The organism is Cephaloticoccus primus, from assembly GCF_001580015.1.
GTDB lineage: Bacteria > Verrucomicrobiota > Verrucomicrobiia > Opitutales > Opitutaceae > Cephaloticoccus > Cephaloticoccus primus.
Map to the genome: position 1 here is coordinate 78,571 of NZ_LSZQ01000029.1, position 16,630 is coordinate 95,200.

Below are 16,630 nucleotides of genomic sequence, written 5' to 3' on the forward strand. Positions count from 1 at the left end.
CAACGTCCGCTCGCCAACAAAACGGGGTCGTAGACCCCTTGGTAGGACCTGGATTCGAACCAGGGAAGGCATAAGCCAGCAGATTTACAGTCTGCCCTCGTTGGCCACTTGAGTATCCTACCAAAAAACGGGAAGCGCGGACGCTCTCGACTTGGCCTTGCGGGATCAAGTTTTTTTTAGAGCAACGCACTGGTCTAAGCAAAAACGCCCGCTAGACTCCCGCGCCCGAACAACAAAAAACACCACCGACGAAAGCCCGATCAAGTCACCCATATCGATTAGCTGAATCAAACAACCAAGCCCCTGACGGGCCGCCAGCGAGCGGCCCGCATATAAAGGCGGTCGAAGACCGTGGACGAACTTCAAGAACACCCCTTTTTGCAAGGAGCGCTCTCCCACCTCCTCACGGTGGCGGGTTTTCTTTTGGCGCTGTTTTTGGTGGCTCGGTTGATGAGCGAAAAACGCCAGCCCGGGAATACCTTTGCGTGGCTGCTCGGCATCATCCTCGTCCCCTACCTCGGCGTGCCGCTCTACCTGCTCTTTGGCGGGCGCAAACTGCGCCGACTCATGGCGCGCAAGACGCCGGTCGAGCCCACCCTGCCCGTCGCCGATTTTTCTCCCGGGCACCACGCCAACCGGCCAATCGCTCGCGCCGTGACCCGCGCCGGAGCCGCCCCGCCGCTCCCCTGCAACGACCTGCAACTCATCACCACCGGCGAAGACGCCTACCGCCAGCTCGTCGCCTGCATCCAGAGCGCGCGCCACCACATCCACATCACCACCTTCATCCTCGGGCGCGACGACACGGGCCGCCGCCTCGTCGCGCTGCTCGCCGCGCGCGCGCGCGCCGGAGTCAAAGTCCGGCTGCTGCTCGACTCCGTGGGCTCCATGTTCGTCACCCGCCGCTTCGTCCGCCCGATCATCGAGGCCGGCGGCGAAGTCCAGTGGTTCATGCCCGTGCTCCGCTTTTCCTCGCGCCGCAGCTCGGCCAACCTGCGCAGCCACCGCAAAATCGCCGTCATCGACCACAGCACCGCGCTGATCGGCGGGCACAACCTCGCCAAAAACTACATGGGCCCCAGCCCGAGCGACGCGCGCTGGGCAGACTTCGGCACCCTCATCCGCGGCCCCGCCGCCATCCTGCTAAACGACGTGTTCATCGCCGACTGGTGCTTCGCCAGCCACCAGCCCATCGAGAAAATCCGCGCCGAAGTCCCGCCCGAGATCGCCGCCCAGGTCTGCGGCCCCGCCGAGCTCCAGGTCGTCGCCAGCGGCCCCGACGTCCACGGTGACCCGCTCTACGAAGCGCTCGTCGCCATGATCCAGGCGGCCGACAAAAGCATCTGCATCATCACCCCCTACTTCATTCCCGACGAAGTCCTCCAACGCTCGCTCATCGTCAAAGCCCGCTCCGGCGTGGCCGTGACCCTCCTCGTCCCCGAAAAATCCAACCACCCGATCACCGACTTCGCCCGCCGCCACTACCTGCGCGAGCTGCGCGAAGCAGGCGTCACCGTAAAACTCCACAGCCCCGGGATGCTCCACAGCAAGGCCACCATCGTCGATGGCAGCATCGCCCTCTACGGCTCGGCCAACTTCGACCTGCGCAGCCTCTTCGTAAACTTCGAGATCGGCGTCCTCGTCCACTCCCGCGCCGAAGTCGGTGAAATCTCCGCCTGGGCCGACTCACTCCTCGCCAAGGCCACCCACTCGCCCACCACACCCAAGCGCCCCTTCACCCACAACCTCCTCGAAGACCTCAGCCGCCTCCTCGCCCCATTGTTGTGAGGTGAAAACCACGAATGCGCTCCCACCTTGGTTGGCTTTATTTAGTAACCTGAAAGGTGCATCCGGATCGGGTGCACTTTCAAACATCCCCCCATAAATCCAGATCCCGCTTGGTCGCTTTCGCGCAGTCATAGGAAAAAACTCGAAGCTGCGGTGCCCCGTTCGCAGGCTCTCCCGCTTCTCTCATGCCGCCGCCTTCTGCCGACAGCCCAGCCTCCCGCGCGTCCTCACCCTCCGCCGCCCCCGCCCGGACTCCGGCTCACGTGGCGATCATCATGGATGGCAACGGGCGCTGGGCGCAGCAGCGCGGGCTGCCGCGGATCGAGGGGCACCGGCGCGGCGTAGAAACCGTACGCCGGGTGATTGATTCGAGTCGGGAATTTGGGGTGCGGATGCTCACGCTGTACGCGTTTTCGGCCGAAAACTGGCGGCGCCCGCAAGACGAGGTTGGCGCCCTCATGGGCCTGCTGGAGCTCTACTTGAAGCGCGAGCTACAGACTTTTGTAAAAAACCGGATCCGGCTGCGCACCATTGGCCGCACGCAGGAGCTGCCCGCCGGAGCCCGGCGCCAGCTCCAGCACACGATTGAGGCGACCCAGGGTTTTGAGGACTACACGCTCACCCTCGCGCTCAACTACGGTTCGCGCGGCGAAGTCGTCGATGCCGCCCGCGCCTACGCCGCCGCGCTCGCTGCCGGAGAGGTCGCGCCCGATGACTGCTCGTGGGAGAGCTTCAGCCGCCATCTCTACACGGCCGGACTGCCCGATCCCGATCTGGTCATCCGCACTTCGGGCGAGACGCGGCTGAGCAACTTCCTGCTCCTCCAGGCAGCGTATGCCGAGTTTGTGTTTACGCCCGTCCTGTGGCCCGACTTTGGCAAAGACGATCTCGCCCAAGCTCTGGCCGAATACGCCCGCCGCGAGCGCCGCTACGGAAAAACCAGCGAGCAATGCCGCGCCACCGAACACGCGCAGCAGCACTAACGCGCCGCCGACTCCTCCAACCCTCGCGCCAGAGCTCCAACGCACTTCGCGCCCGCCCTGCCCGCCTCCCAACGCACGCGACTCTTCCTCTCCTCGTATCAGCGCACGGCAGCGCGCAAAACCCTCCCCTTCTCTCGCCCCCGCCATGACCAAACGCATTTTAAGCACCGTCCTCCTGTGGTTGATCGTCATCGGGGCGCTGTGGCTGTTTCGCACTACGGGAGCCGTCCTTCTCGTGGGGCTGATCTCGGCGCTCACGCTGTTGGAGTTTTACCGGCTGCTCGCGGGTGCAGGCTGGGCGCCTTTTGCCAAACTCGGTGCGCTGCTCGGCGGCCTGATCACGGTCGCGCCCTGGCTCGCGCAGCGTTTTGGGCTGCCCACAGAACACCTGCTCGCGCTGGCTGCCGTCATTTTCGCGATCCGGATTTTGGGCGAGCGCGCAGAGACCCGAGTCGAGTCACTCGCGGCGACGCTCTTTGGCCAGGTCTACGTGGCCTTCATGCTCCAGTACCTCGTGCGCATCCTGATCGCCGAGCCCGCTCTGCCCGAGCGCGGGCTTGTGCTCTTCGTGTGGACAATCGCCGTCGCCAAATTCTGCGACGTGGGCGCGCTGCTCAGCGGACTGGCGCTCGGGCGGCACCTTATGTCGCCGACGATCAGCCCCAAGAAAACCTGGGAAGGCGCGGCGGGCGGCATCCTCACTTCGATGGTTGTGGGCGCGCTGATCGCCTGGCTCAGCCGGGGCGTGCTGCCGCCAAACTTCTCTCCGCTACTCGCCGCTGCGCTCGCCGCGCCCGTCGCGGCGGTCGCAATCGTCTCCGACCTGGTCGAGTCGATCCTCAAACGCCGCGCCGCGCTCAAAGACTCCGGCGGCCTGATCCCCGGGATCGGCGGCATGTTTGACCTCAGCGACTCACTGATCCTCGCCGCGCCGGTCGCCTGTCTGCTCTTCGCCCTTCTCAGCTAAAAAGCCCCGTGCAAATCCGCAAACGCTCGCGCGGCGCCGCCCTACCCGAGTGACTCGATGATCCGCACGATGGGAAGGAAGAGCGCGATAACGATCGTGCCGACCATCACGGCCATCAGGACAATCATGAGCGGCTCTATCAGTGAGGTCAGGGCGTTGACCGAGCTGTCGACCTCCTCGTCGTAGTTCTCCGCCACGCGGATGAGCATCTCGGGGAGCGCTCCGGTTTCCTCGCCCACCTCGACCATGCTCGACACCATGTCGGGAAACAGCCGCAGTGCGCGCAGGGGCGCGGCCACCGGGTCGCCGCCTTTTACGCGATCATGGACGATCATGATCGCCTCGGCGATTCGCACGTTGGTGCTGGTGTCGCTGGTGATCCGCAGCGCATCGAGGATCGGGACTCCGCTGGGCAGCAGCGTCCCGAGCGTACGTGTGAATCGCGCGATTGCCGTCTTGAGCAGCAGCTCACCCAGAACAGGTACGCGCAACGCAGCCGTGTGCAGCACACGCATCCCCACTGCGCTACGCGCAGCGAGCCGAAGTAGCGCGATGAGCAACAGCGCGCCCCCGACCGCCAGCAATGCGTGGTCTTTGAGAACGTTGCTCACCGCGATCACGGCCTGCGTGAGCAAGGGCAGGGCTTGCCCCTTCAAGGTCGTGGCAAAGATCGCCTCAAACTTCGGCACCACAAAAACCATCAACGCGGCGACGATTCCCGACGCCACCAGGAGGATGATGAGCGGGTAAGTCATCGCCGCGCGGATGCGCCCATGCAGCCGCACCGACTTTTCCTGAAACTGCGCGAGCCGCTCCAGCACTACCGCGAGCACGCCGCCCGCTTCACCCGCGCGCACCATGTTCACGGAAAGCCGGTCAAACACTCGCGGATGCTGCTGAAGCGCCTCCGAGAAAGTCCCGCCACCGCGAACATGCTCGCCGAGCGCGGCGATGACCGGGCGGAAATGCGGGTTTCGCTCCTGCCGCTCCAATGTCTCCAGGCTGCGCAATAACGGCATCCCCGCCTTGACCAGAGAGCTGAGCTGCCGCGTAAAAACGGCCAGATTTTTCGCGCTGATGATCCGGCCAATGAGGATCGGTTTTCGTTTTTTACGCGACGCGGTGGAGGGCTGTTTTTTGCGAACGCCTGCCTGCGCGGAAAATCCGGCTCCGGCGGAGCCTCGCAAAGCCGCTGAGCCCGACGGCGGTTTTTTCTCCGCCAGTTGAACCGAAAGCGGAGCCAGCCCTCGCCTTTTCAACTCCGCGGCAGCCGCCGCCGAAGAAGCCGCCTCAAGCAAGCCCGACACCGCCCTGCCGCTGCGCTGCTCAATGGCCGTGTAGGAGAAGCTTGGCATCTCGCCCGCGCGTTTAGGTTCTGGACTGTCCTGCGTCAACCGCTGCGCGAAATGCCCACTCGACTCACGTATAGCGCAGGAGTTCGTCGAGTGTGGTTTGCCCGCCGAGCACAGCCCGCAGGCCATCTTCGCGCAAGGTACGCATCCCCTGGCGAGTGGCGGCGTGGCGCAGTTGCAGGGTCGGCGCGCGCTCAAGTGTAAGCTCTCGCATGGCCTCGCTCATAGGCAGCCACTCGAAGATCCCGAGCCGCCCGCGATATCCGGTGTGGTAGCAATGCGGGCAACCCGCGCCGCGAAAGAAAGACCGCCCGCCTACGGCTCGCCGGTCGATCCCCGCGCTCGCCAGTAACGCATCACCCGGCTGATACGCCGTTTTGCAGTGAGGGCAGATTCGCCGCACGAGGCGCTGCGCGAGCACCGCTGAAAGCGTAGAGCTGATCAAAAACGGCTCCACGCCCATATCGATCAGCCGCGTGAGCGCGCCCGGAGCATCGTTGGTGTGCAGCGTGGAGAAAACGAGGTGACCGGTGAGCGAAGCCTGAATCGCGATCTGCGCAGTCTCCAGGTCGCGAATTTCACCGACCATGATCACATCGGGATCCTGCCGCAAAAATGCGCGCAGTGCCGCGGCAAAGCTCAGCCCGATCGGCGCGTTGACCGGCACCTGCATGATGCCGTCGATCTCGTACTCCACCGGGTCTTCGATTGTGAGCAGCTTCATGTCTGGCGCATTGATCACACGCAGCCCCGCATAAAGTGTCGTCGTTTTCCCCGAGCCCGTCGGGCCGGTGACGATAAAAATCCCGTTCGGCCTGCGGATGGTCTCGTTTAGCGCCGCGTGGATGTCCGCGGGCAAGCCGAGCTGGGAAACATCGAGCTGCACGGCCGATTGGTCGAGCACGCGCAGGACGATGCTCTCGCCAAACTGCGTGGGCAGCGTCGAGACGCGCAGGTCGACCGCGCGCCCCTCCAGCATAAACTTGATCCGCCCATCTTGGGCGATTCGCCGCTCGGCGATGTTGAGATTCGCCATGACCTTGAGCCGCGAGCTGATCGGGAGAGCGAGTTGCCGCGGCGGCGGCGCCATCTCGTAGAGCGCCCCGTCGATCCGGTAGCGAATCCGGAACTCGTCCTCGAAAGGCTCGAAGTGGATATCCGAAGCCTTGTCGCGGATCGCCTGCTTTAACACGAGGTTGACGAAATGGATGACCGGCGCCTGCGCAGCCATCGACTCCAGGTCGCCCTCGGCAAGCTCCGCTCCTGCGGCGGGCTCGGGCTCCAAATCAAACGACGGCGCCTCAACCGGAGAGTGCGCCTCAGCCGGAAACTCGGAGCCCTCGCCATAATGGCGACGCAGCAACGCGAGAATCTCCTCTGGATCGGCCACGACAAACCGCACCTCCCTCCCCAGCGCAAACGAGAGATCATCGACGCTCTGCCGGTTAAAAGGATCCGCCGCCCAGAGCTCAATTGGGCCCTCCCTCCCCGCCTCCACTCCGCGGGGGAACACCGCGTAGCGGCGCGCGAGCTCAGGGCGGATCGCGCCCAAAAGCTCCGTCGAAACTTCAGGCTGCCCGACACCCGCAAAGCTCCAGCCGAGCCCATCGGCCACACGTCGCAACAGCTCCTCGCGTGAAAACAACCCGCGCGCCAAAACAATATCCGCCAACGACTGGCCACTCGCCTGATGCTCCGCCCAGGCAGCGCGAAGTTTCCCGATACCGCCGCCCCCGCCTTGCCCCTGCGCCCCCAGCAACTCGAAAAGGCTCTGGCTGCGCTCATCGAACATCACCGCACAGCGTGTGCCCCACCCTCTCCCTCAACAAGCCACGAAATGCACTTTACCTACTTACCTGAACACCTCGGCGAAACGGGGGGCACTTGCTACGCTTCGTCGCCGAGGGTGGCGGACAGGATTTCTTCGGTGTTTGGTGGCCGGCTCAAAACGCAAAAAAGCCGCAGTCTTTAGCTGCGGCTTTCTAAACTTTCGCCCCGATTGCTCCTCAAGGAACGGGCGATGCGTGGAAGGCTCAATAGCGAGCCTGGGGGGGAGTCGTTACTTGATGACGTTTTCCGTCCCCGGGTCGAAGAGGTGCACCTTGTCCATGCTGAAGGTGATCTGGACTTTTTGGCCGGCCTCGAAGCGGTCGGTCGCGCCGACGCGGGCGATGAACGAGTGCGCGCCAGTGTCGAGATACAGATAGGTCTCCGCCCCCATCGGCTCCGAAACATCGACCGTGACTTCAACGGTGTGCTCCGGCGCGGGCGAGCCGAGCGAGAGCGTGTCCTGGGCATCTTCCGGGCGCACGCCGAAGACGATTTCCTTGCCCACGTAAGCGGCGGCGCGAGCGGCGAGCTCGTCGTTGAGCGTGACCTGGATCGGCGAGGCGTTGCTGTTGGCCTCGATAAAGACGCTCTGGCCGTTCCGGTTTTCGAGGCGGCCGTGGATGAAGTTCATCGGGGGCGAGCCGATGAAGCCTGCCACGAACATGTTCTCCGGGTGGTTGTAGAGGTTTAGCGGCGTGGCGACTTGCATGATGTTGCCGTCGCGCATGACGCAGATGCGGTCGCCCATCGTCATGGCTTCCACCTGGTCGTGCGTCACGTAGATCATCGTGGCGCCGAGGCGGGAGTGCAGCTTCGAGATTTCGGCGCGGGTGGAGACGCGCATCTTGGCGTCGAGGTTGGAGAGCGGTTCGTCGAAGAGGAAGACCTTGGGCTTGCGCACGATGGCGCGGCCTACGGCGACGCGTTGGCGCTGACCGCCGGACAGCGCCTTGGGGCGGCGGTCGAGCAGGTTTTCGAGGCCGAGCATCTCGGCGGCTTCGCGCACGCGGACGTCGATTTCCTTGCGCGGGAACTTCCGCAGTTTCAGGCCAAAGCCCATGTTGTCGTAAACCGACATGTGCGGGTAGAGCGCGTAGTTTTGAAACACCATCGCGATGTCGCGATCCTTGGGCATCACGTTGTTCACGACCTTGCCGTCGATGGTGACCGAGCCGCCGCTGATGTCCTCAAGGCCCGCGATCATGCGCAGCGTAGTCGACTTTCCACAGCCCGAGGGGCCGACCAAAACCATGAATTCGCGGTCCTGGATTTCGAGGTTGATGCCCTTCACGGCGGTGACGCCGGGGCCTTTTTTTTCGGGGTAGGTCTTAACGAGGTCTTTGATCAGAACGTGCGCCATAATAGAGAGGATTTTAGGGGGAAAGGGGGTGGCTGGGGAACAGGCGGGCAAAATTAGGCAAGCCCTTGGCGAGTCAATGTCATTGAGAGAACAATTTGGCCCCGCGAGCGGGAGCCCCCAAAACATGCGTAGTCCAAACCCCGGTTGCGCGAAGCGCTTGCGCAAGAGCCGCTCGCCAACCCGTTGCCGCAGCTCCCCTTCGCAGGGAGCGCGGGCCGCTCGCTCAACGAGCGCAGCGCTCCACGCGCGAAGTTCCTTGAGGGCACTTGCCAAACAGCGCGGAAAGCCGCTTCAGTGCTGGCCGCTCATGACCCGCACAATACCGACCGATTCGCCCGCCCCCAGTTTTCAATCGCCCGCCCCGCTCTCCACTTGGGCTCGCAACATCGCGCCTTCGCCCACGCTGGCCGTCGATGCCAAGGCCAAGACGCTGATCGCTGCGGGCGAAGACGTGTGTGGCTTTGCCGCGGGCGAGCCCGACTTCGATACGCCCGAGCACATCAAGGAAGCAGCGATCAAAGCCCTGCGCGACGGCAAGACAAAGTACGCGCCGACGCCTGGCATCCCGCCGCTGCGCGACGCGATTGCCCGGAAGTACAGCGAGTTCTACAAAATCCCCACGCAAGCCTCCCAGGTGATCGTGAGCCCCGGCGGTAAATTCTCGTGCTACCTCGCGATCCTCGCGACCTGCTCGGCGGGCGACGAAGTCATCATCCCTGCGCCGTATTGGGTGAGCTACCCGGAGATGGTGAAGCTCGCAGGTGCCGTCCCCGTACCGGTTTTGGCGACTGACGAGACAGGCTTCAAACTCACTCCCGCCGCGCTTGAGGCTGCGATCACACCGCGCACACGGCTGCTCATCCTCAACTCGCCCTCCAACCCGACTGGCGCCGTTTACACGCGCGCAGAGATGGAGGCACTCACCGCGGTCGCGCTGCGGCACAACCTCTACCTCATGTCGGACGAGATCTACGAGCACCTGCTCTACGACGGTGCCGCGCACGTCTCGCCCGCCAGCCTCTCCGCCGCTGCGCGCGAGCGCACGATCATCGTTTCCGGCTTTGCGAAAACCTTTGCGATGACTGGCTGGCGGCTCGGCACCATCATCGCGCCCGCACCCATCGCCAAAGCCATCTCCGAGCTGCAAAGCCAGATGACCTCAAACGCGACGACCTTCGCGCAGTGGGGCGCGCTCGCGGCCTACACCGAGCCGGAGAAAACGCAGGCCGCGCTCGCGGCGATGCTCGAAAAATTCGACCAGCGCCGGACCTTCCTGCACGCCGAGCTCAACAAAATCCCGGGCATCAAGTGCCTGCTCTCGCAAGGGGCCTTTTACCTCTTCCCCAATATATCCAGCTTCGGAATCGAAGACCGCATATTCTGCGAGCGACTCCTCGATGAAGCAAAAGTCGCCGCCGTGCACGGCTCGGCCTTTGGCGCGCCCGGCTTCATCCGCATCAGCTACGCGACCTCCGAAGAAATCCTCGCCAAAGGCGTCTCCCGCCTCGCGCAATTCTGCGCCGGACTTTCCAAGCGCGCAAACACACCGGCTGGATAGATCGGCGAGCTCGCCCCTGCCTGACGCGGCAGGTTCACACTGGATAGAGAGCTGGACGGTTTACGTGATGCCGCCAGCTCCTCTCTCGCGGAGCGGTCTTGTCCCCTTCGCGGCCCTTTCCTCGCCCGCTCCCGCACTGCCGCCCGCTTCCCTTGAAGCTGGTACCCTCACGGGGAATCGAACCCCGGTTTGGTCCGTGAGAGGGACCCGTCCTAACCGCTAGACGATGAGGGCATGCTGAATTTGGGAGCGCGGAGGACAGCGGGTGTGGCCCGGCTCGTCAAGCGTCTGTTTAGTAAAAGAGTTTCCGGTCGAGGCTGCGGTACTGGATCGCTTCGAGCAGGTGCGGGGGCTCGATCCGCTCGGCCGCAGCGAGGTCGGCAATCGTGCGCGCGACTTTGAGGATGCGGTCGTAAGCGCGGGCCGAGAGTGAGAGCTGCTCCATCGCCTGCTGGAGCAAGTCGCCGAGCGTCGAGTCGATCGGGCAAAACTGGCGGATCTGCGTGTGGTTCATCCGCGCGTTGCTGGTGGTACGCGTGGCCGAAAAGCGGGCGTGCTGGCGAGTGCGTGCGGCCTGGATCCGCTGGCGCATCGCTGCGGAGCTTTCGCCCAAGGTCTCAGCACGAAGTTCGCGAATGGAGAGCGCGGGCGCGTCGATGTGGATGTCGATCCGGTCGAGGAGCGGGCCGCTGATGCGCGAACGGTAGCGCTGGATCTGGATGGGCGAGCAGCGACAGTCGTGCTGCGGGTCGCCGAGGTAGCCGCAGGGGCAGGGATTCATCGCGGCGGTGAGCATGAAGGCGCAGGGGAGCGTCACTTTTCCCGCGCTGCGCGAGATGGTGACTTCGCCGTCTTCGAGCGGCTGGCGGAGGACTTCGAGGGCCGAGCGTTTAAACTCGGGCAGCTCGTCCAAAAACAGCACGCCATGATGCGCCAGCGAGATTTCTCCGGGCCCTGGAACCGTGCCGCCCCCGAGCAGGCCGACGTCGGAGATCGTGTGGTGCGGGCTGCGAAAGGGGCGTTCGCACCAGGGGGCCTCGCCGCTGATGGTGCGGCCCGCTGCCGAGTGGATGCTCAGGATCTCAAGCGATTCGTCGAGCGTGGGCTCGGGCATGATCGTGGGGATGCGACGGGCGATCATTGATTTTCCCGAGCCGGGCGGGCCGATCATGAGCAGGTTGTGATTTCCGGCGACGGCGACTTCCACGGCGCGGCGCAGCGCGTGTTGCCCTTTGATTTCCGAAAAATCGCCAGTGGCCACCGCTGCCCCGCTTGATCCGAGGAACTGGCGGTTCGCGCGGACGGGTGCCAGCGGCAGTGTGCCGCTGAGGAAGCGGTGAGCTTGGTCGAGCGACTCGATGCGGTAAACGTCGAGGCCATCGAGCAGCGCGGCTTCTTCGGCGGAGCGCGGCGGCAGTAGCAGGCCGCGCTTACCGAGGTTGCGCGCGAGCTGGGCGAGCGCGAGCGCCCCGCGAATCGGGCGCATGACTCCCGAGAGGCCGAGCTCGCCGGCGACAAGATAATCCGCGGGGTTGATGCTCGCTGCGGGCGTGAGCTGCTGCGTCGAGAGCAGGATGCCGAGGGCGATTGGCAGGTCGTACAGCGGGCCTTCTTTGCGGATGCTGGCGGGCGCGAGGTTGATCGTGGTGCGTGTCTCGGGCATCGCGAAGCCGCTGTTGCTGAGCGCAGAGTGCACGCGGTCTTCGGATTCCTTAACAGCCGCATCGGGCAAGCCGACGAGAACGATGCGCGGGTCGCCCGACTCGCCGGAGTTTACCTCGACCTGGACAAGGGCCGCGTCGATGCCCTGGAGCGCGGCGGAGTGAATGGTAGCCAGCATGGAGTAAGCGTGGGGGGGGCGTGCGCGCGTAGCCGTTTTTCGGGGCCGGGAAAACAAGGCCTCAGGCGGGGCACGAAGCGCTCCCTTGCGCGCGGCGGGGTGGGTTTTGGGTTGATGAAGACAAAGGCCTTGGCCGAGCTTTCCGCCAAGCCCAATCGTGGGCACTTGGACTCCTCTTCATGATCATCGGAATCACAGGCGGGATGGGCTGCGGGAAATCTACGGCGGCGCGGATGTTGAGCGAGCGTGGCTTTGCGCGGCTGGACGCCGACCAGCTCGTGCGCGAGCGCGTGCTCGGCGAGGCGGAGGTACTGGCCGCGATTCGCGAAAAATTTGGCGACGCGGTTTTCACCAGCAGTCGCGAAGGTGCCGGCTCCGCTGCGAGCTCGGGCGCGCCGCCGTCGGGCGGCACCGAAAACGGCGCGGCCCGCCGCCCACTGGATCGCGCAAAACTGGCAGCCAGAGTTTTCGCGCGCGAAGCGGATCGGCTCTGGCTCGAAGCGCTCGTGCACCCGCGGCTTTTTTTGCTGTGGCGCGAGGCGTTGCTGGCTGCGCCGCGCGCGCAGCGTTGGGTGATCGAGGTGCCGCTGCTTTTTGAAAAGGGCTTGGAAAATTGGTTTGATCTCACCGTGTGCGTCGCCTCATCTGCGGCCCAGCAAATCGCCCGGCTGGAGCAAAGAGGGGTTCCCGCAACGCTCGCTGAACAACGCATTTTTAAGCAATTGCCCCTCGCTACAAAACTCGCGCGTGCTGATCTCGTCCTCTGGAACGATGGCGGGTTGTCCTCTCTCGAAAAACAAATCGGGCAGATGGTCGCTCCCCTCCGGTGCAGCTAGCTCCCGCCGGATACACATCGCCGCGAGAGCCGATACCCTTTTCCCAAAAACATCTCCGCAGACCCTTACCTATGGATACGACCCTCGCCTCTGAAGAGGAACCCTCGCCCAAAACTGTGACCGCCCCGCGCAAGCCCCGCGCTCCGCGCAAAAAGAAAGCGGAGAGCACCGACACTGCTGCCGATACGCAAACGCTGCTCGAAGTGCTCGTCCCACAGGCCGCTGCGCCTGCAGAAAAACCGAAGCGCACGCGCACGCGCAAAAAAGCAGTCGAGAGCACAGGCGATGCCGCCGCTTCTGTTGTCGAGACAAGTGCCGCCCCCGAGAGCACCCAGCAAGCGACCTTGATTGCAGAGCCAAAGCGCGAACCCGTAGCGGCAGAGCGGGCCAACCCGCGCGCCGAATATTTCCAGCCCACGCCAGCGGCACCAGCGAATGAGGGGAAGGAAGCGCCAACAGCCGAGCCGGACTCCGCGCCGCCGCCTGCGTCCGAAGCAACGACACCGGGCAACGGATACAATGGTAACGGCGGTGCCGCCGCTCCGGCGAATAACCAAGCCTTTAAAAACAACGGCAACGGCCAGAACGACCGCGACGACTGGAAACGCAACAAGCGCAAGCGCAACAAGCAGGGCGGAAAATGGCAGCCCGGCGGCCCCAAAAATGGCGGGCCGGTGCACCCGAAACAGCCCGCGCCCGCCGATCAAAGCACTAGCGTCCAAGGGGGGCTCCCCGATCCGGCGCGCTTCGAAGATCTCGCCGCGCTCGACGCACTCGCCGCCGAGCTCGCCGCGGGCAATGCGGCCAGCGCACCAGCGACCAGCTCCGCAGCCAGCGCGATGGCCACCGGCACCGCTCCGCCCAGCGCTCCGCTTTATCTCAACCAGATTTACGCCCTCGCGCTCGCCGAGCTGAATACCTTCGCGCGCGGCCTCGGGATCACTTTTGAAGGCACGCTCAACCGCGCACAGTTGCTGGAGTTGATTTTCAAAAAAGCCGCCGAGGCGAAGCTCCCGCTGCGCGACCGCGGCTACATCGACATCAACGCACAGGGCGCCTTCATCGTCCATACGCACGTCAACTACCGGCTCTACCCCGAAGACGCGTGGCTGCCCGAAAGCCTCATCAAGCGCTACGGACTCAAGCGCGGCCACCAGGTCGAGGTTCTCGTGCAACCGCCGCAGGAGGGCGAGCGCTGCCCGGCGGTCGTGCGCATCGAGAGCGTGATGGGCGGCTCGCCTGAAGAGATTTCCAAGGTCACGCCCTTTGAGGAGCTCGTGCCGTACTACCCGCTTCAGCGCATCTTGCTCGAAGCCCCCGCCGTGCAGCGCGACGTGTCGATGCGCGCAGTCGATATCTTGACGCCGATCGGCTTCGGTCAGCGCGGCTTGATCGTCGCTCCGCCGCGCACAGGTAAAACGATCCTGCTGCAAAACATCGCCAACTCCGTCGCCGAAAATTTCCCCGACTACACACTCATCCTGCTCCTCATCGACGAGCGGCCCGAAGAGGTCACCGATTTCCGCCGCCACACCAAGGGCGAGGTCGTTTCCTCGACCTTCGACGAAGCACCGGAAAGCCACGTGCACTGCGCGGAGATGGTCGGCGAAAAGGCGCGCCGCCTCGTCGAGCAGGGTAAGCACGTGGTGATCCTGCTCGACTCCATTACGCGGCTGGCCCGCGCGTACAACGCGCTCGCCTCAAACTCCGGCAAGATCATGTCCGGCGGCATGGAGGCCACCGCGCTGCAAAAGCCGAAGCGCTTCTTCGGCGCCGCGCGCAACATTGAGGGCGCGGGCAGCCTCACGATCATCGGCACCGCGCTTGTCGATACAGGCAGCAGGATGGACGAAGTGATTTTTGAAGAATTCAAAGGCACCGGAAACATGGAGCTGCACCTCGACCGCGGTCTCGTTGAGCGGCGGATTTTCCCCGCCATAAACATCGACCGCTCCGGTACGCGCAAAGAGGAGCTCATCTACCACCCCGAGGAGCTGCAAAAAATCTACGGGCTGCGCCGCGCCATGCAGGGCCTGGGGCCCATCGAGTCGATGGAGATGCTCATCAAGCGGCTCAAAGCCACGAAATCGAACGCCGAGTTCTTGCTCGGGCTGCGGTAAGCAGGCATTAACTGGCGGGCATGCAACTCGAGCCCGCCAGCATCGCCGAGCCTGCGCGCCCGAGCCTTGATGCGGCAGCGGAAGCAGCCGAGCCGCAGAAGCTGGCGGAGCTGCCGGGAATCGGGCTCGCCGATCCGGTCCAGGTCCGAGAGCTCAGCATGGAGTTGCTGCGGCTCGTCCCGCGCGAGCTCGCCACGCAGTACGGGCTGCTGCCGCTCGCACGCGAAGAGAGCGGGCGACTCGTCGTGGCGATTGCCGACCCGCTCGATACAAGCGGCATCGATACGCTGGCCCACCTGCTCGGACTCGAAATCGTGCCCAAGCTCGCGCCGAGAGCCGAGCTGCTCGCCGCAATCGCGCGGCATTACGGCGGGAGCGAGGGCGAACATAAGCCGAGCGACACGCTGGCGGGAAAAGACAGCGCAACTGCCCACGCAGCTGCACTGCCAGCACCCCAGCCGAGCCCAAGTGCGAGGAGCGAGCCCGCGAGCCATTCCCTGCGGCACCGTGATGACGCGGATGACGCGCCAATCATCCAGCTCGTGCACCGCCTCATAGAAAAAGCCGTGGAGCAACGCGCATCCGACATTCACCTGGAGCCACTGGAGCGGCGCTTCCGCGTGCGCTACCGAATCGACGGCGTGCTGATCGAGGCCGAGCCCGCGCCGCCCAAGCACCTGCAAGCCGCCCTCCTCTCGCGCGTAAAAATCATGGCGGGGATCAGCATTGCCGAAAAGCGACTGCCGCAAGACGGCCGCATTCAAATCAAGCTGGAGGGCAGTCGCGGGGGCGGTCGCGGCCCCGCGCTCGACTTGCGCGTTTCGACGCTGCCGACCTCGCACGGCGAGAGCATCGTCATGCGTATCCTTTCCCCAGAGAGCCTGCAACTCGGGCTCGGCGAGCTCGGCTTCATGGATGCCGACCGCGCTGCGTTTGAGCGCCTGATCGCCGCGCCCGATGGGATCATCCTGGTCACTGGCCCGACCGGCTCGGGAAAGACGACCACCCTCTACAGTTGCCTGCACGCGATCAACCAGCCCGACCGCAAGATCATCACCGTCGAAGATCCCGTGGAGTACCAGCTCGGCGGGGTTAACCAAGTACCGGTTAGGGCGGAGATAGGGATGAGCTTTGCCGCCGCGCTGCGGGCCATTCTTCGGCAAGCGCCCAACATCGTCATGATCGGCGAAATCCGCGACGCCGAGACCGCCGAAATCGCGATCCACGCCTCGCTGACCGGCCACCTCGTTTTCTCCACCCTGCACACCAACGATGCGCCCGGCGCGATCACGCGACTTATCGACATCGGCATCAAACCCTTCCTCGCCGCCACCTCGCTGCGCGGCGTACTGGCGCAGAGACTCGTGCGAAAAATCTGCCCCAAGTGTGCGCAACCCTACAGCCCGAGCGCACATGAGCTGCACGCACTCGACATCGGCGAAGCAGATGCCCGCCGCGCGAACTTTCGCCGCGGCCGCGGCTGCCCGCAATGCCACCATACGGGGTACTTCGGGCGGATGGGCATCTTTGAACTCCTGCTGATCGACGAGCCTCTCCAGCAACTCGTGCACGCCGGAGCCAGTGCGGCGCAGCTGCGCGCTCACGCGCGGCAAAACGGGATGCGCAGCCTGCGCGAAGATGGCCGCCGCAAAGTCCTCTCCGGCCTCACCACCACCGAAGAAATCCTCTCCGCCACCCTCGGCGACGAAGCGTAGCAAGTGCCACGCATACTGAAGCGGTCGAAGACCGCCACTACGCGTGCAGCGGTGGCGTAGCGCCACGTGCCATTGAATTTGCGATTTTGCCCGTGCACTGTGCGCCCAAGCAAAATCGCAAATTTAAAGGACTCCTCCCTGTCGTTTCACGACAGGGGAAGGAGCTTCAAACGCGAATGAAGCGGAAACCCATTTGGGCGCGGCGAAAACGTTGACGGGTTAAATCTCCGACCCGACCGGAGGTCGGGCGTCCCTTAGTATGCGGCTTTTTTTTTGGGGGT

General features: G+C 64.4%; 11 protein-coding genes and 2 tRNA genes. 7 read left to right on the forward strand and 6 right to left on the reverse strand.

Annotation, left to right across the window (positions count from 1 at the left end; all coding sequences use genetic code 11):
* Positions 1–39 precede the first annotated feature (39 nt).
* Positions 40–122, reverse strand: a tRNA-Tyr gene (locus AXK11_RS03615).
* A 229-nt stretch (positions 123–351) separates the two neighbouring features.
* On the opposite strand from AXK11_RS03615, the gene cls reads away from it, so the two are divergent.
* From cls to AXK11_RS03630, 3 genes are all read left to right on the forward strand, one after another.
* Positions 352–1,788: a cardiolipin synthase gene (cls, locus tag AXK11_RS03620; RefSeq protein WP_082780841.1), complete on the forward strand. Its 1,437-nt coding sequence runs from the start codon at positions 352–354 to the stop codon at positions 1,786–1,788.
* Positions 1,789–1,973: 185 nt separating this feature from the next.
* Positions 1,974–2,771, forward strand: a complete 798-nt coding sequence (uppS, locus tag AXK11_RS03625; protein WP_082780842.1) for an undecaprenyl pyrophosphate synthase — start codon at positions 1,974–1,976, stop codon at positions 2,769–2,771.
* Positions 2,772–2,916: 145 nt separating this feature from the next.
* Positions 2,917–3,738, forward strand: coding sequence for a phosphatidate cytidylyltransferase (locus tag AXK11_RS03630; protein ID WP_068629400.1), 822 nt, complete (start codon positions 2,917–2,919; stop codon positions 3,736–3,738).
* Between the two features lie 41 nt (positions 3,739–3,779).
* On the opposite strand, the gene AXK11_RS03635 is transcribed toward AXK11_RS03630, so the two are convergent.
* From AXK11_RS03635 to AXK11_RS03645, 3 genes are all read right to left on the reverse strand, one after another.
* Positions 3,780–5,093 carry a type II secretion system F family protein gene (locus AXK11_RS03635; RefSeq protein WP_068629402.1) on the reverse strand — a complete coding sequence of 438 codons (1,314 nt, stop codon included), beginning with the start codon at positions 5,091–5,093 and terminating at the stop codon, positions 3,780–3,782.
* A 64-nt stretch (positions 5,094–5,157) separates the two neighbouring features.
* Positions 5,158–6,882 carry a GspE/PulE family protein gene (locus tag AXK11_RS03640; protein WP_068629404.1) on the reverse strand — a complete coding sequence of 575 codons (1,725 nt, stop codon included), beginning with the start codon at positions 6,880–6,882 and terminating at the stop codon, positions 5,158–5,160.
* Positions 6,883–7,149: 267 nt separating this feature from the next.
* Positions 7,150–8,280 carry an ABC transporter ATP-binding protein gene (locus tag AXK11_RS03645; protein ID WP_068629406.1) on the reverse strand — a complete coding sequence of 377 codons (1,131 nt, stop codon included), beginning with the start codon at positions 8,278–8,280 and terminating at the stop codon, positions 7,150–7,152.
* Positions 8,281–8,587: 307 nt separating this feature from the next.
* Between AXK11_RS03645 and AXK11_RS03650 the strand changes: the two genes are divergently transcribed.
* Positions 8,588–9,838 carry a pyridoxal phosphate-dependent aminotransferase gene (locus tag AXK11_RS03650; RefSeq protein WP_068629408.1) on the forward strand — a complete coding sequence of 417 codons (1,251 nt, stop codon included), beginning with the start codon at positions 8,588–8,590 and terminating at the stop codon, positions 9,836–9,838.
* 159 nt (positions 9,839–9,997) lie between these two features.
* Here AXK11_RS03650 and AXK11_RS03655 read toward each other — a convergent pair.
* Positions 9,998–10,072: transfer RNA gene (locus tag AXK11_RS03655), tRNA-Glu, on the reverse strand.
* A 58-nt stretch (positions 10,073–10,130) separates the two neighbouring features.
* Positions 10,131–11,678, reverse strand: a complete 1,548-nt coding sequence (locus tag AXK11_RS03660; protein ID WP_068629410.1) for a YifB family Mg chelatase-like AAA ATPase — start codon at positions 11,676–11,678, stop codon at positions 10,131–10,133.
* Between the two features lie 179 nt (positions 11,679–11,857).
* Between AXK11_RS03660 and coaE the strand changes: the two genes are divergently transcribed.
* The 3 genes from coaE to AXK11_RS03675 all read left to right on the forward strand — a co-directional run bounded on the left by coaE (position 11,858) and on the right by AXK11_RS03675 (position 16,349).
* A complete protein-coding gene (coaE, locus tag AXK11_RS03665; protein ID WP_068629412.1) occupies positions 11,858–12,514 on the forward strand; it encodes a dephospho-CoA kinase in 657 nt (218 codons plus the stop codon).
* A 71-nt stretch (positions 12,515–12,585) separates the two neighbouring features.
* A complete protein-coding gene (gene rho / locus AXK11_RS03670; RefSeq protein ID WP_082780843.1) occupies positions 12,586–14,634 on the forward strand; it encodes a transcription termination factor Rho in 2,049 nt (682 codons plus the stop codon).
* Between the two features lie 20 nt (positions 14,635–14,654).
* Positions 14,655–16,349, forward strand: a complete 1,695-nt coding sequence (locus AXK11_RS03675) for a GspE/PulE family protein (RefSeq protein ID WP_068629414.1) — start codon at positions 14,655–14,657, stop codon at positions 16,347–16,349.
* Positions 16,350–16,630 lie beyond the last annotated feature (281 nt).